Raw genomic sequence first — 23592 nt, forward strand, 5'->3', positions numbered from 1 at the left:
GCGCTCGTAAGACTCGCGCTGTGGTGGTTGGGTGGGAGTGGCCGATATCACTCGAGGCGCACGCGGTCGGGCGAGTCGCGAACGGTGCGTTCGTGACTCGCCCGAAGTGTGATCCCCCGGGTGATCAGCCCAGGTTCTGGACCACCCAGTCGATGCTGCGGGTGAGCTGGGTGACGTCCTCCGGGTCGATGGCGGGGAACATGCCGACGCGGAGTTGGTTGCGGCCCAGTTTGCGGTAGGGCTCGGTGTCGACGATGCCGTTGGCGCGCAGGATCTTCGCGACGGCGGCGGCGTCCACCGTGTCGGCGAAGTCGATGGTGCCGACTACCTGGGAGCGGTGCGCGGGGTCGGTGACGTAGGGGGTGGCGTATTCGCTGGACTCGGCCCAGTTGTACAGGCGCGAGGACGAATCCAGGGTGCGCTTGACCGCCCAGTCCAGGCCGCCGTTGCCGTTGAGCCATTCGATCTGGTCGGCGAACAGCAGCAGGGTGGCCAGCGCGGGGGTGTTGTAGGTCTGGTCCTTGGTGCTGTTGTCGATCGCGATCGGCAGCGACAGGAACTCCGGGGTCCACCGGCCCGAGCCCTTGATCTCCTCGACCCGGGCCAGCGCGGCCGGGCTCATCAGCGCGACCCACAGGCCACCGTCGGCGGCGAAGCACTTCTGCGGGGCGAAGTAGTAGACGTCGGCGTCGGTGATGTTCACCGGCAGCCCGCCCGCGCCCGAGGTGGCGTCGATGGCGATCAGCGCGTTTTCCGAACCCGCCGGGCGCTGCACCGGAATGGCGACACCGGTGGAGGTTTCGTTGTGTGCCCAGCCGATCAGGTCGACCGACGGATCCGACACCGGCTCCGGCGCGCTGCCCGGCTCGGCCTTGATGACGATCGGGTCGCCGATGAACGGGTTGCCCTTGGCCACCGCGGCGAACTTCGAGCTGAACTCACCGTTGGTCAGGTGCAGCGAACGCTCGCGGATCAGACCGAACGCGGCGGCGTCCCAGAACGCTGTCGTCCCGCCGTTGCCGAGTACCACCTCGTAACCGTCGGGCAGCCCGAACAGTTCGCGTAGGCCCGAACGCACCCGCGCGACCACATCTTTCACCGGCTTCTGCCGATGACTTGTTCCGAACACCGAGGCGCCGACATTCACCAGAGACTGCAACTGCTCCGGTCGTACCTTGGAGGGGCCACAGCCGAACCGTCCGTCGGCGGGCTTGAGGTCGTCGGGAATCGTCGGGAACGCAGTGGTCATGCCGAACAGGGTAAAGCGTGTCGGACCAGCCCGGTTCGTGTGGGTCGGCAGCTGTGCCCTCGGCCACCGGCGGCCGCGCGGGCCGACGCCGCCGATTCGATCATGGTCCGGTCGGGTTGCGGTGGTATTGCTGTGTCCTCGACCACACGCCAGCTACCCTTTGCGCCCATGAACATGGCGTCGGCTAATTCGGGGTGGCGATTGCTCGGTCGACGACCACGCACCTTCGGGTTGCGGATCACCGCGATGTCGGATGCGGCGCGCCGAGAGTTGCTGCTGCGCGGAACTCTTGGTTCGGCGACGGTCCTCGGGGTGCGGCCGAGTTCGAAGGCGACCGAGCCGGGCGGGAACGGCGTGGAGCCGGGGCACGTGTTCTGGGTTCGGGTCGAGGTCGAAGGGATGCCGCCCTACGAGACCAGGGTGCGGCAGCGGGTATCCGAGGCGAACCTGGAGTGGATGCAGCCCGGCGATGTGGTGTGCTGCCGGATCGACCCGGGTGATCGGGATCGGTTGGTGCTGTATGTGCCCGATTTCGCGGAGACCGGCCGGGCCAGCATCTCGAAGATCCTGTCCGACGGCCGTCGTGCCGACGCCACGGTGCTCGCCGCGACGCCGGTCGCTGCGGACTACTCCGGCCACGACGACCCGGTACTGCGCCTCGACCTGGAACTGCGCGCTTGGGACGAGCCGAACCCGTGGCACGTCCGCCTCGTCCAACCGGTCCCACTGGCCGCGATCGGCCTGATCGACCTCGGTCAGCACCTCGAGGTCGCCTTCTTCACCGTCGACCACGGCGAATCGGTGGCCGTCGACTGGCCCGCCTCGCTCGGCGAGGACTGACCGCGTTCGCCGCCCGCGGTGCCGACGTGCGGCAGCGGTTCAGAGGTGGACGAAGGTGAAGCCCATGGCGCGCAGGGTAGGCAGAACGGCGATCATGCCCGCGCCGGTGCCCGCTTGTGGGCGATGCATGTGGGCGAGCGAAATCGCCCCCGGCGCGGCGGCGTTCATCGCGGATCGCACCTTGGCGGCGCTGGCGGTCGCGCCGTAATCGGCGTTGATGCTGAAACCGACCGGGGTTTCCCCCAATTCGTTGACGATGGCGACCGCGACATCGTCGTAGTGCGCCGTGCCAGCCCGGAAGAAGCGGGGCGGCCTGCCGAGCAGTTCGGTCAGCCGCTCATGGTTGGCCCAGACCTCGTCCGCCGCTTCCTGTGCCGAGCCGGTTCCCGCGATGCCGTAGGCGGCGCGGCCGGTCACCGACAGCGGCTTGTGCGCCACACCGTGATTGGCCAGCTCGAACAGCGGGTTCGCGCCGAGTTGGGCGGCCCGTGCCGGGTTGGCGTCGATCCAGCGCTTGTTCAGGAACAAGGTGGCCGGAATCTGCTGGGTGATCAGGAAATTCACCAGCGACTCGTCGATGTCGTTGTTGCCCGGCCCGCCGCACGCGTCGAAGGTCAGTGCCAGCTGCTTGCCGGTGGCCGCGAAAGTGCTGATGATGCCGGGCATCTCCGTGCCCCACCGCTGCGGTTGTTCGGCCGCGTGCCTGGCGACCACCGCGGCAGGGGAGTTGTCCGGCGGTGGCGGTGGCGCGGCCTGGGAAACCATGACGGGATCGCCGGTGGCCGAGGCCGCAGCGGTCGTCGTCGAACTCGGTTGGTCGGTCGCGACAGTGCGCTGCGTGGTGCCGCATCCGGTGGCGGCGAACCCGGCGGCCAGCGCGGCGCCGATGCCGAACACCTGCCGACGCGACACTCGTTTTTCCAGCATCCGTTAGCTACCCTTCCGACGTCGTCCGGATGCGGCGCGAGCCGAATGCCCCGGTGGTGCAGGACATTCGGCTCGCGGTACAGCTACTTCTCGACGGAATTACGCGTGGGCGACGCTGGCCCAGCCCGCGACTTCCTCCGGTCGGCGCGGCGCCGGTCCGGTGTAGATGGCGGCCGGGCGAACCAGCTTGCCGAGTTGCTTCTGCTCGAGGATGTGCGCACACCAACCGGCGGTGCGGCCACAGGTGAACATGGCGGGCATCATGTGCGCGGGCACCTCGGCGAAGTCGAGGATCACCGCGGCCCAGAACTCGACGTTGGTCTCGATGGCGCGGTCCGGACGACGCTCGCGCAGCTCGGCCAGCGCGGCCTGCTCCAGCGCGGCGGCCACCTCGTAGCGCGGGGCGGCGAGCCGCTGGGCGGTGGCGCGCAACACGCGGGCGCGCGGGTCCTCGGCCCGGTACACCCGGTGCCCGAAGCCCATCAGCTTTTCCTTGCGGTCCAGGATGCCCTTGACCAAAGCCCGCGCGTCGCCGGTCTTTTCCACCTCTTCGATCATCGGCAGCACCCGGGCGGGCGCACCACCGTGCAGCGGACCGGACATCGCGCCGATCGCGCCGGACAGCGAGGCGGCGACGTCGGCGCCGGTGGAGGCGATCACCCGCGCGGTGAAGGTGGAGGCGTTCATGCCGTGCTCGGCGGCCGATACCCAGTAGGCGTCGATCGCCTCGGTGTGCTTCGGGTCCGGGTCGCCCTTCCAGCGGGTCATGAACCGCTCGGTGACCGTGGAGCACTCGTCGATCTTCTTCTGCGGGACCGCGGGCTGGTAGATGCCGCGTGCGGACTGCGCGACATAGGACAGCGCCATCACCGAGGCACGCGCCAGGTTGTCCCGCGCGGTCTCGTCGTCGATGTCCAGCAGCGGCTGGTAACCCCAGATCGGGGCGAGCATCGCCAGCCCCGCCTGCACGTCGACGCGCACGTCACCGGTGTGCACGGGCAGCGGGAAGGGCTCGGCGGGCGGCAGGCCGCGACCGAACTCGCCGTCCACCAGCAGCGCCCACACATCGCCGAAGGTCACCTGGCCCTCGACCAGGTGCTCGATATCGACGCCGCGGTAGCGCAGCGCGCCGCCATCCTTGTCGGGTTCGGCGATATCGGTGGTGAAAGCCACCACGCCCTCCAGGCCGCTGACGAAATCGCTGGGTACGGCGGTCTGCCCAGTGGGCGCCGCGGGGCTGGTAGTCATGTTGTGACTTCTCCTTGCACTTCGCCGAGCACATGCCGATCACCAAAACCTTAGCTCCTTGCTACCCCGGAGTAACGTCTGGCCCATGCGTGACCTGGACAATTCACCCGGCGGCCAGGAAACGGCCGACTCCATGCCGCTCAGCGACCTCGCGGGCATGCGCGCCGAGTACGGCGGTGCCCCCTTCGGTAGTGGCGAAGACGTCGATCTGGACGAAACCTGGCTGGCCGGCGGCTGGGAGCCGTTGCTGCGCCACTGGATCGAGCAGGCGACCGCGGTCGGTGTCGCGGAGCCGAACGCGATGGTGCTGGCCACCGTGTCACTGGCCGACGGCACGCCGAGACCGGTCGCCAGGACCGTCCTGTGTAAAGGTCTTTCCCCCGAGGGTGTGACTTTCTACACGAACTACGACTCGGACAAGGGCCGCCAGCTCGCGGCGGTGCCGTTCGCCGCCGCCACCTTCGTCTGGCCCGCGCTCGGCAGGCAGGTGCATGTGCGCGGCGCGATCGAGCGGGTCCCCGCCGAGACCACCGCGGTCTACTGGCGCTCCCGCCCGCGTGACTCGCAGCTCGGTGCCTGGGCTTCGAGGCAGTCCGCGCCGATCGGGTCGCGTGCCGAGTTGGACCGCACGATGGCCGAGACGATCGCGCGCTTCGACGATGTCGACGAGATTCCGGTGCCGCCGCACTGGGGTGGTTTCCTGTTGCGCCCCGACGAGGTGGAGTTCTGGCAGGGCCGCCGCGGCAGACTGCACAACCGGATTCGGGTGCTCATCGCCGACGGTGCGATGAAGGTGCAGCGACTACAGCCCTGAGATATTCCCGACCGGCGGGTGATGAATATCCGGTCGAGCCGAACGGGTGCAACTGGATACGCTCCCGCCGGTGAGAGTGCTCGCCGACACCGCACCACTGCGACATCGCGACTTCCGGCGCCTGTGGACCTCGGGCATCGTCACCATGATCGGTGCGCAGCTGTCCATCGTCGCGGTGCCGCAGCAGATCTTCCAGCTCACCGGCAGCTCCGGATATGTCGGTCTGGCAGGTCTTTTCGGCCTGGTGCCGCTGATCGTGTTCGGGTTGTGGGGCGGCGCGCTCGCGGATGTGATGGACCGGCGCAAGCTCATGCTCATCACCAATGCGGGCACCGGCCTCACCGCGGTGGCGTTCTGGGCGCAGGCCGCCGCGGGCGTGGACAACGTGTGGGTGGTGCTCGGTCTGTTCGCGGCACAGCAGGCGTTCTACGCGGTGAACCAGCCGACGCGCAGCGCGGCCATCCCGCGCCTGCTGCCGGAAGACCAACTCGCCGCGGCCAATTCGCTCAGCATGACGGTGATGCAGTTCGGCGCCATCGCCGGGCCGGTGCTGGCGGGCGTGCTGATTCCGGTGGTCGGACTGGCCACCCTCTATCTGATCGACGCCATCGCGCTGCTCGCCACGGTGTGGGCGGTGTGGCGGCTGCCCGCGTTGCCGCCGACCGGGACCGCGCGCAAGGCCGGATTCCGCACGGTGCTCGACGGTTTCGGCTATCTGGCGACGCAGCGGGTGTTGCTCGCCTCGTTCGCGGTGGACGTGATCGCGATGGTGTTCGGCATGCCGCGGGCGCTGTTCCCGCAGATCGCGCACGAGACCTTCGGCGATCCGGCCACCGGCGGTGTCGCGCTCGGTCTGCTGTTCGCGTCCATGTCGGCGGGTGCGGTGCTCGGCGGGGTGTTCTCCGGCTGGATCCCGCGGATCCGGCGTCAGGGCCTGGCTGTGATCGTCTGCATTGTGCTGTGGGGTTTTGCGATGGTCGGCTTCGGCGCGGCCGTCGGATTCACCGGTCACGGTCTCGGCCTCGGCGTCGGGCTGTGGCTCGCGCTGCTCTGCTCGGCCTTCGGCGGCGCGGTGGACATGATCTCGGCCGCGCTGCGGATGACCATGCTGCAGCAGGTCGCCACCGACGAGATGCGCGGCCGATTGCAGGGTGTGTTCATCGTGGTTGTCGCAGGTGGGCCGCGAATCGGTGATGTTGCCCACGGTTTCGCGGCGGCCAGTCTGGGTACCGCTGTTGCCGCGGCGGGTGGCGGTGGGCTGGTAGTGATCGGTGTGGTGATCGCCGCCGTGGCATTCCCGGCATTCGTGCGATACCGGGTAGGCCGCGCACATGCGGAAATAGTGGCACGATGAGGCCTGCGAATATCCGGCAACTGCTGTTCGGCGAGCGGTTCCGACCTCACTTGGCCACGAGGTGTTTGTGAGGGCGCACAGGACTACCCTCCGTGGTTGTCCGCGTCGGTGAACGTCTAGCGTTGAGACAAGTGCATCGTGCGCCGACCGCGACGGTGCCTACGGTTCTAGCCTGAGAGGGATCCTTCCGTGCCCGCTGAGAACATCATCAACGTCGACGAAGACGCCAAGCCGGTCCTTTCCTATCCCGGCGGGGAATTCCCGATGACGGTCGCCAAAGCCGCCGAGGGCAACGACGGAATCGAGCTGGGAAAGCTGCTGGCCAGCACCGGGTACGTCACCTACGACCCGGGCTTCATGAACACCGCCCCGACCAAGTCGGCGATCACCTACATCGACGGTGAAGCGGGCATCCTGCGCTACCGCGGCTACCCGATCGACCAGCTGGCCGAGTCCTCGACCTTCATCGAGGTCAGCTACCTGCTGATCTACGGCGAGCTGCCCTCGCAGACCCAGCTGGAAGACTTCACCGACCGGATCCGCAGGCACACCCTGCTGCACGAGGACCTGAAGCGATTCTTCGACGGCTTCCCGCGCAACGCACACCCGATGCCGGTGCTCTCCTCCGCGGTGAACGCGCTGTCGGCCTACTACCAGGACTCGCTGGACCCGCGCGACCCCGAACAGGTCGAGCTGTCCACCATCCGACTACTGGCCAAGCTGCCCACCATCGCGGCCTACTCGTACAAGAAGTCGGTCGGCCAGCCGTTCCTCTACCCGGACAACTCGCTGAGCCTGGTGGAGAACTTCCTGCGGATGACCTTCGGGTTCCCGGCCGAGCCGTATGAGGTCGACCCCGAGGTCGCCGCGGCGCTCGACATGCTGCTGATCCTGCACGCCGACCACGAGCAGAACTGCTCCACCTCGACGGTCCGGCTGGTCGGCTCCTCCGACGCCAACCTGTTCACTTCGGTATCCGGCGGCATCAACGCCCTGTGGGGCCCGCTGCACGGCGGCGCGAACCAGGCCGTGCTGGAGATGCTCGACGGCATCAAGGCCAACGGCGGCGACGTCAAGGAATTCATCCGCAAGGTCAAGAACAAGGAAGACGGCGTGAAGCTCATGGGCTTCGGGCACCGCGTCTATCGCAACTACGACCCGCGCGCCTCGATCGCCAAGAAGCACGCCGACGCGATCCTCAGCAAGCTCGGCGGCGACGACCAGCTGTTCGATATCGCCAAGGCGCTCGAAGAGGCCGCACTCACCGACGACTACTTCATCGAGCGGCGCCTGTACCCGAACGTCGACTTCTACACCGGCGTCATCTACCGGGCCATGGGCTTCCCCACTCGCATGTTCACCGTGCTGTTCGCCATGGGCCGACTGCCGGGCTGGATCGCGCACTGGCGCGAAATGCACAGCGAGCCACTGAAGATCGGCCGCCCGCGGCAGATCTACACCGGCTACGGCGCCCGCGACTACCGCGAGATCACCAACCGTTAGTTTCACCGTTACCCACCATCACCTATCGAAGGGGATAGCCGAATGACCAAGCCGGAGATCGAGTTCCAGGGCGGCCCCGCGCCCGCCGAGCTGGTGATCAAGGACATCATCGAAGGCGAAGGCAAGGAAGCCGTGCCCGGCGGCAACGTCGAGGTGCACTACGTCGGCGTGGAGTTCGACTCCGGTGAAGAATTCGACTCCTCCTGGAACCGCGGCGAATCCATCAACTTCCCGCTGCGCGGCCTGATCCAGGGCTGGCAGGACGGCATCCCCGGCATGAAGGTCGGCGGCCGCCGTCAGCTCACCATCCCGCCGGAGCTGGCCTACGGTCCGACCGGTGCGGGGCACCCACTGGCGGGCAAGACGCTGGTCTTCGTCATCGACCTGCTGGACGCCAGCTGAATTATCGGCCGCGCGGGCGCTCGTAAGACTCGCGCGTTGTGGTTGGGCTTGGTGGCCCGTGTTCCGTACTAACGGAATACGGGCCACTGTCGTGCTACTGGCGGACTATTTCGACCGGGTCGGTGAGTGCGAGGGCGAGGGCGGACTGCTGGGCCGAGCTGCGTTGGGGGAGGGCTGCGACGGCCTTGTCGGTCTGTGTGCTCAGGTTGTTGACGATGGTTTGCAGCTGGGTTACGCCGCCGGTGAGTTGGGTGATGGCGCTGACCAATTGGGCGCCGCCCTCATCGGCGAGCTTCGGCAGACCCTCGGCCAGTTTCGCGCCCTCGTTCAATTGCGCACTGGCACTGGTCAATCGGTCGACCACGGTGCGGAGTAGGGTGCCCAGGTCGGTGTTCGGGTCGACCGCGCCGCCGACCAGTGCGCCGAGACCGGTGAGCTGCGATCCCGCCTGGCCGGAAATGCCTTGCAGCGCTTCGAGCTTCTTGATGATGTCGGCCAGCGCCGGATCATTGGCGAAGGGCAGCGCACGCAGTAGCGGCAAGATCTGATCCAGGCCGGAGCTGACCGTATTCGCCGTCTGCTCCACCTGCGCGATCGTGATGCCGGTCGAATCCAACGCGGAGGCAAGCTGATTCGCCTGCTCGGCCGCGCCATCGACGGTCGAGTTCAGCAGCGCGATGGCCGAAGTCAGTTGCGCGGAACCCTCTTTGGCGAAGTTCAGGAAACCGAGCAGCTGATCGGCGCCCGAGCTGAACTGTTCGGTGCCCGCGGCCGCCGTGTTCACCCCGGCCTTCAGCAACTGTGCGGTGAACTGCACCTGCGACATCTGGCTACGCGCCTGTCCGACTGCGGCCAGCGCAGCGTCGACGCCCGACGCACCCACCCGGTGCGTCACCTCGGACACCGCGCCGTTCACCAGCTCGGCGTCCGCATCCTTGTTCGTCGTCACGGTGACCTTGGCCCGGCGCGGCTGCGGACCGGCCAGGGTGCCCATGGATTCGGTGAGATCGGCGGGCAGGGTGATCACTGCCGCATAGTCATCGGTACTTGCCTCGTCCGCCTTGACCGCGGCCCACTCGTACCCACCCGCTTCCTTCAGCGCCTGCACCACCCGCGCCCCCGTAGGCCCCGCATCGGCATTGACCAGCGCAATACCGGTCGGCCCGCCATCCGACCGACCGCATGCGGTAATCCCGGCGCCGAGCGCGCCCGCGGCAACAAGACCAACGGCAAGAAGTGCCCACCGGGCGCGTTTCCCAATCACCAGCCAAACCCTAGGACCCCACCCCAACCCCGCCCCTGGCGTTTCTATGAGAGTTCGTTAAGGACCCGGTGGTCAGCGGGCGGTGCGGTCGGGGAGGTCGAGGACCAGGCGGATGCCGCCCAGCGTGCCGTCATCGAAATAGGCTTGGCCGCCGTGTAGTTGGGCCTGCTGGGCGACGAGGGCGAGGCCGAGGCCGGAGCCGCCCTTGCTGGCCTGGCTGCCGCGGAAGAAGCGGTCGAACACGGCTTGGCGCTCGTGCGGGGGGATGCCGCGGCCGTTGTCGTCGATGGTGATCACGATGTGGCCGTTCGGTGCGCGGTGCGCGGAGACGAGTGCCTGGGTGGCGCGGCCGTGCTTGACCGAGTTGGCCAGCGCGTTGTCCACCGCGAGGCGCAGCCCGGCGGGCAGGCCGCGGGTGACGAGTTCGGCGTCGCTGTCGATGCGAACGACCAAACCGGGGAAGTGCCGCATGGCGTCGTGCGCGGCCTGATCGCACAGGTCGCCGACGTCGGTGGCGACGTGGTCGCGTTCGTTGGTCAGATCGCCGGTGGCGAGCCGCTCCAGTGCGGCGAGGGTGGTCTCCACCCGGCCCTGGCTGCGCTGCAGGTCGCCGAGGATCTCCGCGCGCTGCGCCTCGTCCAGGTCGAGGGTGCGCAGTACCTCCAGATCGGTGCGCATGGCGGTGAGCGGAGTGCGCAGCTCGTGCGCGGAGACGGCGGCGAAATCGCGCGCGGTCTCCAGTGCGGCCGCGGTCGCCGATTGTGCCTGGTCGACCCGTTGCAGCATCGTATTCACCGCGTCTGCCAGCTTTTCCGCTTCCCGCACGCCCGACCCGTCCACCGGCGTCGGCGGGTTCTGCGGATCGGGCAGGCCGCTGCGCGCGCCCACCTGCCGGGTGAGCCGGACGATCGGGCGCACCGCACGCCCGGCAAGCAGCCACCCCAAAGCTGCCGCCGCGGCGATGGCGAGCAGCGCGCCGCCGAGCACCCAGCGTTGCTGCTCGGCGGTCGCCTCGGCGGCCGAGGCGGCGGGGATGCCGATCGAAACCACCCGGCCCGCAGGCTGATTCTCGGTCGTCGAGAGGATCCGATAGGGCGTGCCGCCGACCGGGACGGTCCGCGAACCCGGTGCCAGCTCGGGCAATTGGGTCGGGGTGCTCGCCGTGACATGGCCGTCGTCCCGGACCGTGACGGCCATGTCGTTGTTGAGCCCCGTCAAGCTGACGAACCGCACCGCGATGACCGGTTCGATCAGCACGATGCGCGCGGCGATCGCGAGCTGCTGATCGGATTGCTGCACATTGTTGCGTTCGATCGCGCGAATACTGATCACGCTGATCACCGAGACGATCACGATCGCGCCCGCCGCCGCCGCGCCCGCGACCCGGGTGCGCAGCGAAAACGCCCGGCGCCGCCGGGTTTTCGGTGCGGACTGGGTCATTTGGGCGCCCGCAGCACGAACCCGACCCCGCGGATCGTGTGCAGCAGCCGGGGCGCGCCGTCCACCTCCAGTTTGCGCCGCAGATAGCCGACGAAGACGTCCACCACATTGGTGTCGGCCGCGAAGTCGTAGCCCCACACCAGTTCCAGCAGGCGTTCCCGGCTCAGCACCACACCGACATTGCGCGCCAGCGTGGACAGCAGCTCGAATTCCCGTTTGGTGAGCTCGATTTCGCGTCCGTTGAGCAAGGCTCGATACCCGGCGACGTCCACCTCGAGCGGGCCGACCGTGATCGCGCCCGGCGTAGTGGGCGACTGGGTATCGGTCCGCCTGCGCAGCAGCGCCCTGATCCGTGCGACGAGTTCGGCCAGCACGAACGGCTTCACCAGATAGTCGTCCGCGCCGGACTCCAGCCCGGAGATCCGATCGTCCACCGAGGCCCGCGCGCTGAGCACACAGATCGGCACCTCGTTGCCCATCGCGCGCAACGCGGTCACCACCCCCGCGCCATCGAGCACCGGCATGTTCATATCGAGCACGATCGCATCCGGCGCATGCTCGTTCACGCTGCGCAGTGCCTGCGCCCCATCCCGTGCGACCAGCACATGGAACCCGGACAGCCGCAGCCCACGCTCGACCGAAGCGAGCACGTCCTCGTCGTCATCGACGACGAGGACGGTCGGAGTCGAGTTGGCTGCCACATCGTTCATTGTGCTCCCCCGCCTCTTCGCGACTTCAAGCCAGACTCGTGTGTCGCGACCGTGGCGTTGGCGCCCGGCGGTGAGGTAACAGGCAGGTCAGCCGGTACCCGGCGAGTTACCCATGTGCTCACGCGATCAGCCGGTCTGAACGACTGCTGCGATGTCAGGCCCCTCAGTAGTTCTGGCAGCTGTCGGCGACGACGCGGATGGTGTCGCGCAGTTGCGCGTAGCGGGGGTCGTTCTGGGCCTGCTGGACCGCGTCCGGGTTCTCGTCGATGGCCTGCTGCAGTTGCGCGCGGCGCTGCTCGACCGGCTGATCGAACCTGCGCTGCAGCTCGGCCTTCTGCGTCGGGTTGGCGTCGAGCATGGCGGCCAGCTGCGGCGCCTTGTCGTGCAGCGCGGCGTCGACCTGAGCAAACGAACAGTCGGAGTTCAGCAACGGTTCGGCGAGCCGCATCGGGTCGGCGGCGGCCAGCGCCGGGCTGAGGAAGACGGCCACGGTGGCCAGTCCGCCCGCGGCGAGTGCGGCGACGGCAGGACGGGCTACGGAACGCTTCATGGTGTGCCTCCAGATTGTCGAGCGATTGTGGACTCGACGCTAGGCTGCCCCACTGGCACCCGTTTGAACGTTCCCTAAGGAATCTCTGAGCAGTCGACCCTGATGCGGCGATGCGCAGCGGAAATATCCAGCAGGACAACCAATCTCGTGAGCACGCAGGTAACTCGCCGGGTACCGGCTGACCTGCCCATACCGCGCTGCCGCAGTTCGCGGCTGCTGAGGCCTAACTACGTGGCGAGGCGGGGCTGGCGTCCACGCCCGGCGCAGCCACTTGGTCCGGGTTCCCCGCAACCGGTTCTTCCCGCAGCGGCCTGGTCGCCCGAATCTGCGCCTCCAACGCGTCCAATACGGCGGGGTCCTCGATGGTGGACGGCACCTCGTACTGATCGCCGGAGGTGATCTGCCGGATCGTCTTGCGCAGGATCTTGCCGGACCTGGTCTTCGGCAGCGCGGACACGATGACCGCGTCGTGCAGCGTGGCGATCGCGCCGATCTGCGTGCGCACCCGCTCGATCAGCTCATCGCGCAGCTGCGCGGGGTCGACCTCCACCCCCGACTTGAGCACCACATACGCCAGCGGCCGGTGGCCCTTGAGTTCATCGGGCAGACCGATCACCGCGCACTCGGCGACCGCGGGGTGTCCCGAAATGGCCGCCTCGATGCTGCCCGCGGACAATCGGTGCCCGGCCATATTGATCACATCGTCGCTGCGGCCGAGGACGTAGAGGTAGCCGTCCTCGTCGAAGTAGCCGGAGTCGCCGGTTAGGTAGTGGCCGGGATAGGCGGATAGGTATGAGCGCTTGTAGCGCTCGTCGTCATTCCACAGCCCGGTGAGCGTGCCGGGCGGCAGCGGTAGCCCGATCACGATGTTGCCCTCGGTATTCGGCGCCACCGCGTTGCCCTCGGAGTCGAGCACCCGCAGCCGGTAACCGGGTACCGGCACCGACGCCGAACCCGACTTGACCGGAAGTTGTTGCAGACCAAGCGGATTCGCGCAGATCGGCCAGCCGGTCTCGGTCTGCCACCAGTGGTCGACGACGGGGCAGTCCGATCGATCGGCGAGCAGGACTTCGTCGGCCCACGCGTAGGTGGCCGGGTCTAGTCGTTCGCCCGCGCAGAACAGCGCGCGCAGCGACGATAGGTCGTAGCCGTGCGCCAGCGCGGCGTCCGGGTCGGCCTTGCGAATGGCGCGCAGCGCGGTCGGCGCGGTGAACAGCACCCGCACCCCGTGTTCGGCGACCACCCGCCAGTAGGCGCCCGCGTCCGGTGTGCCGATCGGTTTGCCTTCGTACAGCAGCGTTGTCGCGCCGACCAGCAGCGGCGCGTAGACGATGTAGGAGTGGCCGACGACCCAGCCGACATCGGAGGCGGCCCACATCACCTGGCCCACGCCTACGTCATAGATATTGCGCATGGACCAGGCGAGGGCAACCGCGTGTCCGCCGTTGTCCCGGACCACGCCCTTCGGTTTCCCGGTGGTGCCCGAGGTGTAGAGGATGTAGAGCGGATCGGTCGCGGCGACCGAGACCGGCTCGGCCAGTGGCGCATCTCGGACGGCGTCGTCCCAATCGAGCCATTGCGCCGCGACCGTCTGCGTGGAACTCGGCAGCGATTCGGTCGCGGCCTGCGGCGCGGGGAAGTGGATAGTCGGGAACTGCGGCCGCTGCTTCACGATCACCGTGCGCGGCGCCGTCGTCTCGGCGAGGTCCAACGCCTGCAACACAATCGGCGGATATTCGAGCTGTTTGCCCGGTTCCAGTCCGCCCGATGCTGTGATGATCAACACTGGCTCGGCGTCATCGATGCGGGCGGCGAGCTCGGGTGCGGCGAAGCCGCCGAACACCACCGAATGCACCGCGCCGATCCGCGCGCAGGCCAGCATGGCGATCACCGCTTCGGGGATCATCGGCAGGTAGATGACGACGCGGTCGCCCGCGGAGACACCGAGCCCGGCCATCGCGCCGGCGAACCTGGCAACCTTTTCCAGCAGTTCGGCGTAGGTGAAAACGCCTCTGGCGCCGGTCATAGCGGAGTCGTATATTAAGGCGGGCTGATCCGCGAGGCCCCCCTCCGTCGCAGTGCCACCGTGCACATGCCGGTCGAGGGCATTGAAGGAGGTGTTGAGGCGAGCATCGGTGAACCACCTGGCCACCGGGCGTGTGGCGGGGTCGAGGATCTGGGTTGGCGGGACCGCCCAGTCGATCGCTTCAGCCGCCCCGGCCCAGAACTCGGCGGGGTCGACCAAGCTGGTCTGATAGACCGGTCGGTACTCGTGCCGCACGTTCAAACCCGTGACTCCCTAGCCTCGCCTCGATGCCCGCCTCGATAGATCTGGTTGATTGTGGCAGACTTCACGCGACGCCCGGGTGGGTGTTGTGACCATTGGTTTTGCCTGGAACGGGCAGGTCAAGGGGCGCATGCTTACTCGGAGTCACCCAAGAAGTTATTGATCCGTTAGAATCTGATGTCACTTATTTGGGCCGTCGTAGACGCAATTTCTCGGCCAGCCGCAGTTCTCGGCCAGCGCTCCGCCTGTCGAGCCAGTATGCGTGTGGAGGTTCGCTGATGGCGCGTGGTTGGGGCCAGTTTGGAAAGTGAGTGGGAGATGCGTGACGCCGCAAGGTCCGGCAGAAGGCGCTGGGCGCTCGGCAACTGGGACCTGCGCTGGAAGGTAACGGCAGTCCTTGCCGTTCCGCTGGCAGTCGCGGTAGGGCTCGGCGTGTCCAGGATTTCATCGGAGTTCGCCGACTCGAGTCGGCTTGCCGGAGTCGCGGAGAACGTCGGGGCCATCCCTGCCGTCACCGCACTGAGTGCGCAGACGGCGACGACCGTCGGTTCACAGATGATCGAAGTCGCCAAGGACGTGTCCGTGGTGACCGATCAAAACCTCGCCGATCTCGACAAGGCGATCGCCAACGCGAAGAAGTCGGCCGACCGACTCAATGGTGTTTCCGGCGCCCGTGCGGCGCTGGACAGCATGCTCACCCAGGCGGAAGCCGTTCGCGCGCAGGGCAAGGGCGTAAGAAAGGGCCCGACCTCCGACGCCATCGGCCTGATCGACCGGGTCCGCAACGACAGTGTGCGGATCGTCGAGACGACGGTCGGCCAGGTGAGCGATACCGCGGTCGACACCGCCAAGTTGCGCCTCGTCGACTCGCTCAACACCCGTGCCACGCTGGTCGGTGAAGTCGCCGCCTTCCCCGAGGTGTTGCGCAATCCGAGCACCGGCGTGCAGGGCTTCCTCACCGCGGCCAACACCGAACGCTCGCTGCTCGGCGTGCTGTCGCACCGGTTCTCCGACGGCGACACCTCGATCGCCGACCTGCGCGCGGGCATCGACACCCGAGTGGCGCTGCTGAGTAGCGCGCAGTCGCAGGCCGGTCAGATTCCGGTCGGCGAGCTGAAGAAGTCGCTGACCGACAGCCTCGCGGTCTACGAGCTCGTGGTGAGCAGGGCGACCAAGGACATCGACAGCGCGATGAACTCGCTGGTGTCCACCGCCCAGCGGGACGCGTGGACCTACACCGCGGTCGTCGTCGCCACCATCCTGGCCGCGCTGCTGCTCGCCGTGTTCGTCGCGCGCTCGATGATCGTGCCGCTGCACCGGCTGCGCCTCGCCGCGCTGCGGGTCGCCGAAAGCGACCTGCCGCACGAGGTGTCCCAGCTCCGCAACGGCGCCTCGCCGGAAGAGGTTCCGCTCGAGCCGATGCCGGTGCGCAGCACCGAGGAGATCGGCCAGCTGGCCCGCGCCGTCGACGATATCCACGGCCAGGCACTGCGTCTCGCGAGCGACCAGGCGCAGATGCGTTCGCAGGTCAACGACATGTTCGAGACGCTGGCCCGGCGGTCCAAGTCGCTGGTCGACCATCAGCTCAGCCTGATCGAGGCGATGGAGTACGACGAGAAGGATCCGCGCCTGCTGGAAAACCTGTTCCGGCTGGACCATCTCGCCGCCCGCATGCGCCGAAACGGCGACAACCTGCTCATCCTCGCCGGCACCAGGCAGCGCCGCGCCAAGTCCGCGCCGGTCGAGATCGCCGACGTGCTGCGCGCCGCGATCTCCGAGGTCGAGGACTACGAGCGGGTGAAACTGGGTGCCACGCCACGTGGTTCGCTGGTCGAGCCCGCCGCCTCGGACATGGCGCACCTGTTCGCCGAGCTGCTGGACAACGCGCTGCGCGCCTCCCCGCCGGAGACCGACGTGAAGTTCACCTTCGCGCAGGCACACGATCAGGGCATGCTCATCGAGGTGGCCGACCGAGGCATCGGTATGCCGCCCGCAGAGATGGCCGACATCAACCGCAGGCTGGAACAGACCGCCGAGCCGGGCCCGGATACCGCACGGCATATGGGTCTTTTCGTGGTCGGTCGACTGGCCGAGCGGCACGGACTCACCGTGCGGCTGCGCCCCACCTTCGACACCGCGCGCGACCCTGGCGTCACGGTGACCGTGCACGTCCCGGTCGGCCTGATCGTCGCGGGCAAGCCGATCACGGCCCAGCCCGTCACCCCGAACCCGCAGGCGGTCGAGCGGCAGCGGCCGTCCGCGCCGTCGTCGATGCAGATGCGGGCGATCACCCGGACGCCGGGCGGCAATGTGATGGTCACCGTCGATCCGGGCGTGAGCGGGCCGATTCCGGTCAGCAACCCCAATCCCTCGCCCAGCGGGCCGGTTCCGGCGGGCGGTGGGCTGCCGCAGCGGCAGCCCGGCACGAACATGGCGTCCGGCATGCAACCGAACGCGCAGTCCGGCCCGACGCTGCGTCCCGCACCGGGTCAACAGTCCAGCGGACCACAGCGCGGCAAGCTCGCCGCGGCCAATCTGCCCAAGCGCAACCTCGGCTCCGGCGGTCCGCCGCGGCAGCCGGGTGCTCCGGCCGAGCCGACCGTGACCGGTCTGCCGCCGCGGGACGCCAATTCGGGCGAACTGCCGAAGCGGCAGCCGGGCAGCAACGGGGTCCCACAGCCGAGCATCAGCGGGCTGGCACAGCCGCCCAGTGGCCTGCCGCAGCGTCAGCGTGGCGAGAACGGTCTGCCGCAACGGGATTCCGCATCCGGCGGGCTACCGCAGCGCGAGCCCGGCGCGGGCGGTCTGCCGCAACGCGACAGCGTCTCGGGTGGCCTGCCGCCACGGCAGACCGGGCCGAATGGTTTGCCGCAGCGTGAGGGCTTGCCCCAGCGCGACCCGAATGCCGGTGGCCTGCCGCAGCGCGATCCGAGCGCGGGTGGCTTGCCGCAGCGGGAACCGAACGCGAGTGGCCTGCCGCAGCGTCAGCGTGGCGAGAACGGTGTACCGCAGCGGGATTCCGCGTCCAGCGGTCTGCCGCAGCGGGAGCCGAGCGCGAGCGGTCTGCCGCAGCGTGATCCCACCTCCAGTGGGCTGCCGCAACGTGACCCGAGCGCGAGTGGGCTGCCGCAGCGGGATTCCGCCGCGTCCGGTGGCCTACCGCAGCGTGACCCGAATGCTGGTGGCCTGCCGCAGCGCGACCCGAGTTCCAGTGGCCTGCCGCAGCGTGATCCCAGTTCCAGTGGCCTACCGCAGCGGGATTCGAGTCTGCCGCAACGGCACGCGGCGGCGAGCCTGCCGCAACGGGAGGCCACGCCGACCGGTCTGCCGCAGCGTCAGCCGGGTTCGCAGGTGCCGCCGAATCTGCCGCAGCGCGAGCCGGGCGATGGTCTGCCGCAACGGGAGTCCTCGCCGGGTATCGGTCTGTCGCAACGCGGACGCGGCTCCGACGAGCAGTCGCAGGACGCGGAGACGGGGCGCGACCCGGGGCGGCACAGCTACCGGTCCAACCCGACCAAGACGGCGTCGTTCTTCCAGACCCGACTGCAGCCCGCGGTCGAATCCGGTGATTCCGTCATGGGCGGGACACCAATTTTCGCGGAAATGATGTCCGCGTGGCTGTCAGACCCGAATATGGACAGGTCCCAAGTGGCCGCGTCCTTCGAGTCACCGGGTGATGAAGGTTGGCAGGCGGCGCGCCGAGCCAGCGAGGCGCAATCCGAGACGAAGACGGCGGCCGGGTTGCCGCAACGCAATCCGGGCGGAAGGCTGGTCCCGGGCGCCGTCAACGGTGCGGTGGAACGGGCACCGCGCCGCGATCCAGAAACGATCAGGTCCAGCTTGAGTCGTCACCAGCAGGGCGTCCGGGATGGCCGCGCAATGAGAGCAATGAACCTAACCGGAGATAAAGGAGACCGATGAACCCCGATCTAGGTGGTACGAATCGTCAGCTGGATTGGCTGGTTTCGAACTTCGCCAACGAGGTTCCTGGCGTAGCCCATGCCGTCCTGGTCTCGGCTGACGGCCTACTCATGGCCGCGAGCGCGCAGCTGCCCGTCGACCGTGCCGAGCAGCTCTCGGCCGTCACCGCCGGACTGGCCAGCCTCTCGGTCGGTGTCTCGAACCTGTTCGAGGGCGGCACCGTGCTGCAGTCCGTCGTCGAGATGGAGCACGGTTATCTGCTACTCATGGCAGTCGGTGACGGCTCGTACCTTGCCGTGCTGACCAATACGTCATGCGATATCGGGCAGGTCGGATACGAGATGGCGTTGTTGGTCGAGCGTGTGGGCCAGACAGTTCAGGCCACGCCACGCGTCACGATGGGTTCCTGATGGTGGGATGGACATAGAAGATCACCGCGTGGGGAGCGCCGAGCCGAGCCTCGTTCGCCCATACTCGTTGACCGCAGGCCGGACGAGGCCCGCGGTCGAGTTGGCGTTGGAGGCCCTCGTCGCATCGCATCCGGTCGCCCTGGAGCGGCAGTTCGAACTGACCAACATCGAGACGTCAATCGTGGAGTTGTGCAGAGAATCGCCGTCCGTTGCCGAGGTAGCAGCCCGACTGGGTATCCCCATCGGGGTGGCGCGCGTGCTGGTTGCCGACCTGATCGAGGCCGGGCATGTACGCGTTTCGGCGACTTTGAAAGACGATTCCAGCGACGATGAACGTCGCGAGCTGATCGAAAGGGTTCTCAGTGGACTCCGGCGTATTTGATTCGACGGCGCAGGTCGACACCCGCACCAGCAAGCCAACGTCGGCGAAGATCGTTGTCGCCGGTGGCTTCGGCGTGGGTAAGACCACGATGGTCGGTGCTGTCTCGGAGATCGTTCCGCTGCGCACCGAGGCATTGGTTACCAATGCCAGTACCGGAATCGACAACTTGACCGGCATTCCGATGAAGTCGACCACCACGGTGGCGATGGACTTCGGCCGGATCAGCCTCGCCGACGATCTGGTGCTGTACCTCTTCGGTACGCCGGGCCAGTACCGATTCTGGTTCATGTGGGACGACCTGATCCGTGGTGCCATCGGCGCCGTGGTGCTTGTCGACACCCGCAGACTGGAGGACAGCTTCGCGGCCGTCGACTACTTCGAAGCGCGCGGCCTACCTTTCTTGGTGGCGCTCAACGAATTCGACGACGCACCGCGGTATCCGATCGAGGACATCCGCCAAGCCCTCGCGGTGCCTGCGGACGTGCCGATCCTGTCCATCGACGCTCGGCGTCGCGAGCCGGCCAAGCAGGCGTTGGTCGCGCTTACCGAGTACGCCCTGCGCAAGGTGATGCAGGGCTACTGAGTGCTCGCGCGGCGTCGCTTCCGTCCCCGGACGAGTGAATAAAGTCACTCCGATGAGGATCTCGGCGCGCGAGCTACTCGGGCAACTGCTCGACACCGACTCGTTTATCAGCTGGGACCGGCCACCGATCACGGTGGCCGCGACCACGCGGTACCGCGAGGAACTACGGAAAGCGGCAGTCGCGGCGGGCACCGATGAGTCGGTGCTCACCGGCGAGGGACTGTTGCGTGGCCGTCGCGTGGCCGTAATCGCTTGCGAGTTCGGCTTTTTGGCGGGTTCGGTCGGTGTCGCCGCGGCCGAGCGGATCGTCTCGGCGGTGGAGCGGGCCACCGAACTCGGGCTGCCCCTCGTCGCTTCGCCGACCTCCGGCGGTACCCGCATGCAGGAAGGCACCGTCGCCTTCGTGCAGATGGTGAAGATCGCCGGTGCCGTCGCCGCCCACAAATCCGCGGGGCATCCCTATCTGGTCTATCTGCGCGATCCCACCATGGGCGGCGTCTTCGCCTCCTGGGGTTCCTTGGGCCACATGACTTTCGCCGAACCGGGCGCCCTCATCGGCTTCCTCGGCCCCCGCGTCTACCAGGCCCTGTATGGCCAGCCCTTCCCCGAAGGCGTGCAGACCGCGGAGAACCTTTACCACCGCGGCGTCATCGACGGCGCCGTCACGATCCCCATCTTCCGCCGCATCGCCCATCGTGCGCTCAGTGTGTTCAGCGGCATCCCGGTGCCGTATTCGACTGTGCCCGAACTCGATCGGCTCCGCGGCAGGGAGCAGGCGGCCGCTGCCGTCTCGGCATGGGAATCGGTGCTGATCTCGCGGCGGCCCGACCGCCCGGGCATTCGAGACCTGCTACGTCATGTGACGCAACGGGTTCCGCTCAGTGGCACCGGGCAGGGCGAGTCCGATCGGACCGTGGTGCACGCGCTGGCGCGGTTGCGCGGCCAGCCGTGCGTGGTGTTCGGCCACGACCGGTTCGGGCAGCAGGGCGAGTACTCCATGGGTCCCGCCGCCCTGCGGGAAGCCCGGCGCAGCATGGCGCTTGCTGAGGAGTTGCGCCTGCCGCTGGTCCTGGTCATCGACACGGTGGGTGCGGCGCTGTCGAAGGAGGCCGAGGAGCGCGGATTGGCCCCCGAAATAGCCCGCTGCATCGCGGATTTGGTGACATTGAACACGCCGACCATCTCGGTGCTGCTCGGTCAGGGCACCGGTGGCGGCGCCCTGGCCCTACTGCCCGCGGACCGGGTCCTGGCCGCGACCCACGCCTGGTTGGCGCCGCTCCCGCCGGAGGGCGCCAGCGCCATCGTCTACCGCGACACCGACCACGCACCGGACCTCGCCCGGTCGCAACGCATCCGCGCCGCTGATCTGCTCGCCGACGGTGTCGTCGACCGCATCGTGCCGGAACTTCCCGACGCGGCCGACGAACCGGCGGATTTCGCCCGCCGCATGGTCGCCGCCATCGGTGCGGAACTCGCGCACCTGCGCACCCGGCCCGAGGCCGAACTGCGTGCGCTGCGCAAGGCTCGCTACCGCAGACTCGGCCTGCCCGAGTCATCACCGTCACTGTCGGGCGGCGAGAACGCGCAGGTCGAGTGGTAAACCCGGGTCCAACACGCCAGGGGGCAGCGTTGACGGCTCGCCGCCACACTTCTACCGTCGCACTGTGACCTTCAGAAGCGAGACCTCCGCCATTCCCTCGATCATCCTGAACGACGGGAACGTGATCCCGCAGCTCGGCTTCGGTGTCTTCCAGGTGCCGGCGGACGATGTCACCTCCGTCGTCACCAAGGCGCTGGAGGTCGGTTACCGCAGCATCGACACCGCGGCGGTCTACGGAAACGAAGAAGGCACCGGTCGCGCGATCCGCGAGTTCGGGCTACCGCGCGACGAAATCTATGTCACCACCAAGGTGTGGAACTCCGAGCAGGGCTTCGACTCGACGCTGCGCGCGTTCGACGCCAGCATGACCCGGCTCGGCCTGGACTACCTGGACCTGTACCTCATCCACTGGCCGGTGCCCAAGGCCGACCGCTACGTGGACACGTTCCGCGCCTTGCAGGCGTTGAAGACGCAGGGCCGGGTCAAGTCGATCGGTGTATCGAACTTCAACCCCGCCCACCTGGAGCGGATCATCGGCGAGACCGGCGAGATCCCGGCAGTGAACCAGATCGAGCTACATCCGCGGCTGGCCCAGCGGGAACTACGGGAATTCCACGCCGGCCACGCCATCGCCACCGAGGCGTGGAGCCCGCTCGGCCAGGGCACCCTGCTCGACGATCAGACCATCACCTCGGTCGCCGCCGCGGTCGGCCGCACCCCGGCTCAGGTGATCATTCGCTGGCACCTGCAACTAGGCAATATCGTCATCCCCAAGTCGGTCACCCCCTCCCGGATCGCGGAGAACTTCGACGTCTTCGGCTTCGAACTGACCCGTGATCAGATGGACGCGATCAACGCGCTGGACAACGGCAGCCGGATCGGTGGCGATCCGGAAACACTCACCATGGGTCTAGAGGACTGACGGTCAGCCCGCAGCCAAATAGCGGGTGAGCTCGACCGCGGCCGCACGCCCCGCTCGGTTGGCGCCGATCGTGCTCGCGGACGGTCCATAACCGATCAGGTGGATGCGCGGGTCCGCCGCCACCTGGGTGGCGAGCCGTCCGGTCATGGTGATGCCGCCGCCGGGTCCGCGTAGCCGCAGCGGCGCCAAATGATCCAGCGCGCTGCGGAATCCGGTGGCCCAGAGGATCACGTCGGCCTGCTGGAACGAACCGTCCGCCCAGCGCACCCCGTCCGGTTCGATGTGCTCGAACATCGGCAGCCGGTGCAGCACGCCGCGGTCTCTGGCGGCCCGCAGCCGGTCGTCCAGCCGCAGTCCGGTCACCGAGACCACCGACCCGGGCGGCAGCCCGCGCCGTACCCGGTCCTCCACCTTCGCCACCGCCGCACGGCCGTCCTCGGGACCGAACGACGCGTCGCGGAAGATCGGTTCCGTCCTTGTCACCCAGGTGGTCGAGGTGACCTGGGAGATCTCGTCGAGCAACTGCACCGCCGAGATACCGCCGCCGACCACCACCACGTGCTTGCCCGCGAATTCGGCCGCGGTGCGGTAGTCGTGGGTGTGTAGCTGCCGCCCGGCGAAGGTCTCCGCACCCCGGTAACGCGGGATGAAGGGGTGTTCCCAGGTGCCGGTGCCGTTGATCAGGCCGCGCACCCGGATTGTTCCGGCCGAGTCAGTCTCGGCGTTCAGGACCGGACCGTGCTCGGCCGGGCTGCCGTCCTCGGTGCGGTCGCACACCACGGTGACCGAAACCTGTCGGCGTACTCGCAGATCGAAGCGTTTTTCGTACAACTCGTAATAGTGCGGCACCGCGGTTGCCGCCGGGGCCGACTCGGACCCGGGCGGCAATGTTTCCGCGAACGACATGCCCGGGAGGTCATGCACCCGATTGACCGTGGTCAGGGTGAGCGATGGCCAGCGGAACTGCCAGGCCCCGCCCGGTCCGGGCGCGTGGTCCACGATGAGAAAGTCCTGCTCGGGGCGTAGCCCGAGGCGCTGCAGGTGATAACCGGCCGACAGTCCCGCCTGACCAGCGCCGATCACCAGGATGTCGAAGTCTGTCGGCACAGCCGATGATCGTATCGGCTTGACCGATCTGTGCCGCTCGCTGTGGCAAAGTGAATGTAACCAGACGGATCGTTCAGTT

The 23592-nt window shown here is 68.0% G+C and carries 20 protein-coding genes; 11 read left to right on the forward strand and 9 right to left on the reverse strand.

The window, feature by feature from the left end; translation table 11 throughout:
• Positions 1-124 precede the first annotated feature (124 nt).
• Entirely contained in the window at positions 125-1249 is a 1125-nt protein-coding gene (serC, locus tag KV110_RS04015) for a phosphoserine transaminase (RefSeq protein ID WP_218473547.1), read from the reverse strand.
• Between the two features lie 168 nt (positions 1250-1417).
• Here serC and KV110_RS04020 point away from each other — a divergent pair, with 168 nt between their 5' ends.
• Positions 1418-2089: a hypothetical protein gene (locus KV110_RS04020; RefSeq protein ID WP_218473549.1), complete on the forward strand. Its 672-nt coding sequence runs from the start codon at positions 1418-1420 to the stop codon at positions 2087-2089.
• A gap of 39 nt (positions 2090-2128) precedes the next feature.
• Here the strand turns inward: KV110_RS04020 and KV110_RS04025 are convergent, their stop codons facing one another.
• Positions 2129-3016 (reverse strand): polysaccharide deacetylase family protein, encoded by an 888-nt coding sequence (locus KV110_RS04025; RefSeq protein ID WP_246634338.1) that lies wholly within the window; start codon positions 3014-3016, stop codon positions 2129-2131.
• A 99-nt stretch (positions 3017-3115) separates the two neighbouring features.
• Positions 3116-4264 (reverse strand): citrate synthase 2, encoded by a 1149-nt coding sequence (locus tag KV110_RS04030; RefSeq protein WP_218473551.1) that lies wholly within the window; start codon positions 4262-4264, stop codon positions 3116-3118.
• An 85-nt stretch (positions 4265-4349) separates the two neighbouring features.
• On the opposite strand from KV110_RS04030, the gene pdxH reads away from it, so the two are divergent.
• From pdxH to KV110_RS04050, 4 genes are all read left to right on the forward strand, one after another.
• Positions 4350-5078: a pyridoxamine 5'-phosphate oxidase gene (gene pdxH / locus KV110_RS04035; protein ID WP_246634339.1), complete on the forward strand. Its 729-nt coding sequence runs from the start codon at positions 4350-4352 to the stop codon at positions 5076-5078.
• A 70-nt stretch (positions 5079-5148) separates the two neighbouring features.
• Positions 5149-6432 carry an MFS transporter gene (locus tag KV110_RS04040; RefSeq protein WP_218473552.1) on the forward strand — a complete coding sequence of 428 codons (1284 nt, stop codon included), beginning with the start codon at positions 5149-5151 and terminating at the stop codon, positions 6430-6432.
• 189 nt (positions 6433-6621) lie between these two features.
• Positions 6622-7935, forward strand: coding sequence for a citrate synthase (locus KV110_RS04045; protein ID WP_218473554.1), 1314 nt, complete (start codon positions 6622-6624; stop codon positions 7933-7935).
• A 42-nt stretch (positions 7936-7977) separates the two neighbouring features.
• Positions 7978-8337 (forward strand): FKBP-type peptidyl-prolyl cis-trans isomerase, encoded by a 360-nt coding sequence (locus KV110_RS04050; protein ID WP_218473556.1) that lies wholly within the window; start codon positions 7978-7980, stop codon positions 8335-8337.
• Between the two features lie 94 nt (positions 8338-8431).
• Here KV110_RS04050 and KV110_RS04055 read toward each other — a convergent pair whose 3' ends face one another.
• The 5 genes from KV110_RS04055 to KV110_RS04075 form a co-directional block, all read right to left on the reverse strand.
• The gene (locus KV110_RS04055) at positions 8432-9601 is read right to left on the reverse strand and encodes a YhgE/Pip domain-containing protein (RefSeq protein ID WP_218473558.1); all 1170 of its coding nucleotides are present in this window, start codon (positions 9599-9601) and stop codon (positions 8432-8434) included.
• A 72-nt stretch (positions 9602-9673) separates the two neighbouring features.
• Complete coding sequence (locus KV110_RS04060; RefSeq protein ID WP_218473560.1) at positions 9674-11041, reverse strand: sensor histidine kinase; 1368 nt, start codon at positions 11039-11041, stop codon at positions 9674-9676.
• Entirely contained in the window at positions 11038-11751 is a 714-nt protein-coding gene (locus KV110_RS04065) for a response regulator transcription factor (RefSeq protein ID WP_218473562.1), read from the reverse strand. Before KV110_RS04065 ends, KV110_RS04060 begins: the two co-directional genes overlap by 4 nt.
• Positions 11752-11914: 163 nt before the next feature.
• Entirely contained in the window at positions 11915-12301 is a 387-nt protein-coding gene (locus tag KV110_RS04070) for a hemophore-related protein (protein WP_218473564.1), read from the reverse strand.
• A gap of 223 nt (positions 12302-12524) precedes the next feature.
• Positions 12525-14588 (reverse strand): AMP-binding protein, encoded by a 2064-nt coding sequence (locus tag KV110_RS04075; protein ID WP_218473566.1) that lies wholly within the window; start codon positions 14586-14588, stop codon positions 12525-12527.
• A 318-nt stretch (positions 14589-14906) separates the two neighbouring features.
• Here KV110_RS04075 and KV110_RS04080 point away from each other — a divergent pair, with 318 nt between their 5' ends.
• The 6 genes from KV110_RS04080 (at position 14907) to KV110_RS04105 (ending at position 22406) form a co-directional block, all read left to right on the forward strand.
• A complete protein-coding gene (locus tag KV110_RS04080; protein WP_218473568.1) occupies positions 14907-18509 on the forward strand; it encodes a sensor histidine kinase in 3603 nt (1200 codons plus the stop codon).
• Positions 18506-18919, forward strand: a complete 414-nt coding sequence (locus KV110_RS04085; protein WP_011207200.1) for a roadblock/LC7 domain-containing protein — start codon at positions 18506-18508, stop codon at positions 18917-18919. The genes KV110_RS04080 and KV110_RS04085 overlap by 4 nt, the downstream gene beginning before the upstream one ends.
• Positions 18920-18926: 7 nt before the next feature.
• The gene (locus KV110_RS04090) at positions 18927-19301 is read left to right on the forward strand and encodes a DUF742 domain-containing protein (protein ID WP_014981573.1); all 375 of its coding nucleotides are present in this window, start codon (positions 18927-18929) and stop codon (positions 19299-19301) included.
• Positions 19282-19884, forward strand: a complete 603-nt coding sequence (locus KV110_RS04095; protein WP_014981574.1) for a GTP-binding protein — start codon at positions 19282-19284, stop codon at positions 19882-19884. Before KV110_RS04090 ends, KV110_RS04095 begins: the two co-directional genes overlap by 20 nt.
• A 52-nt stretch (positions 19885-19936) precedes the next feature.
• The gene (locus KV110_RS04100) at positions 19937-21484 is read left to right on the forward strand and encodes an acetyl-coenzyme A carboxylase carboxyl transferase subunits beta/alpha (RefSeq protein WP_218473570.1); all 1548 of its coding nucleotides are present in this window, start codon (positions 19937-19939) and stop codon (positions 21482-21484) included.
• A 64-nt stretch (positions 21485-21548) separates the two neighbouring features.
• The gene (locus tag KV110_RS04105; RefSeq protein WP_218473572.1) at positions 21549-22406 is read left to right on the forward strand and encodes an aldo/keto reductase; all 858 of its coding nucleotides are present in this window, start codon (positions 21549-21551) and stop codon (positions 22404-22406) included.
• Between the two features lie 3 nt (positions 22407-22409).
• On the opposite strand, the gene KV110_RS04110 is transcribed toward KV110_RS04105, so the two are convergent.
• Positions 22410-23513: an NAD(P)-binding domain-containing protein gene (locus KV110_RS04110; RefSeq protein ID WP_218473574.1), complete on the reverse strand. Its 1104-nt coding sequence runs from the start codon at positions 23511-23513 to the stop codon at positions 22410-22412.
• Between the last annotated feature and the right edge of the window lie 79 nt (positions 23514-23592).

The sequence above is a fragment of the Nocardia iowensis genome, from assembly GCF_019222765.1.
GTDB classification, from domain to species: domain Bacteria; phylum Actinomycetota; class Actinomycetes; order Mycobacteriales; family Mycobacteriaceae; genus Nocardia; species Nocardia iowensis.

Bases quoted from the DNA above. Each gene is read 5' to 3' on its own strand.
- serC (WP_218473547.1), bottom strand. From the start codon at position 1,249: ATGACCACTGCGTTCCCGACGATTCCCGACGACCTCAAGCCCGCCGAC.
- KV110_RS04020 (WP_218473549.1), top strand. From the start codon at position 1,418: ATGAACATGGCGTCGGCTAATTCGGGGTGGCGATTGCTCGGTCGACGA.
- KV110_RS04025 (WP_246634338.1), bottom strand. From the start codon at position 3,016: ATGCTGGAAAAACGAGTGTCGCGTCGGCAGGTGTTCGGCATCGGCGCC.
- KV110_RS04030 (WP_218473551.1), bottom strand. From the start codon at position 4,264: ATGACTACCAGCCCCGCGGCGCCCACTGGGCAGACCGCCGTACCCAGC.
- pdxH (WP_246634339.1), top strand. From the start codon at position 4,350: ATGCGTGACCTGGACAATTCACCCGGCGGCCAGGAAACGGCCGACTCC.
- KV110_RS04050 (WP_218473556.1), top strand. From the start codon at position 7,978: ATGACCAAGCCGGAGATCGAGTTCCAGGGCGGCCCCGCGCCCGCCGAG.
- KV110_RS04060 (WP_218473560.1), bottom strand. From the start codon at position 11,041: ATGACCCAGTCCGCACCGAAAACCCGGCGGCGCCGGGCGTTTTCGCTG.
- KV110_RS04065 (WP_218473562.1), bottom strand. From the start codon at position 11,751: ATGAACGATGTGGCAGCCAACTCGACTCCGACCGTCCTCGTCGTCGAT.
- KV110_RS04070 (WP_218473564.1), bottom strand. From the start codon at position 12,301: ATGAAGCGTTCCGTAGCCCGTCCTGCCGTCGCCGCACTCGCCGCGGGC.
- KV110_RS04080 (WP_218473568.1), top strand. From the start codon at position 14,907: ATGCGTGACGCCGCAAGGTCCGGCAGAAGGCGCTGGGCGCTCGGCAAC.
- KV110_RS04085 (WP_011207200.1), top strand. From the start codon at position 18,506: ATGAACCCCGATCTAGGTGGTACGAATCGTCAGCTGGATTGGCTGGTT.
- KV110_RS04090 (WP_014981573.1), top strand. From the start codon at position 18,927: ATGGACATAGAAGATCACCGCGTGGGGAGCGCCGAGCCGAGCCTCGTT.
- KV110_RS04100 (WP_218473570.1), top strand. From the start codon at position 19,937: ATGAGGATCTCGGCGCGCGAGCTACTCGGGCAACTGCTCGACACCGAC.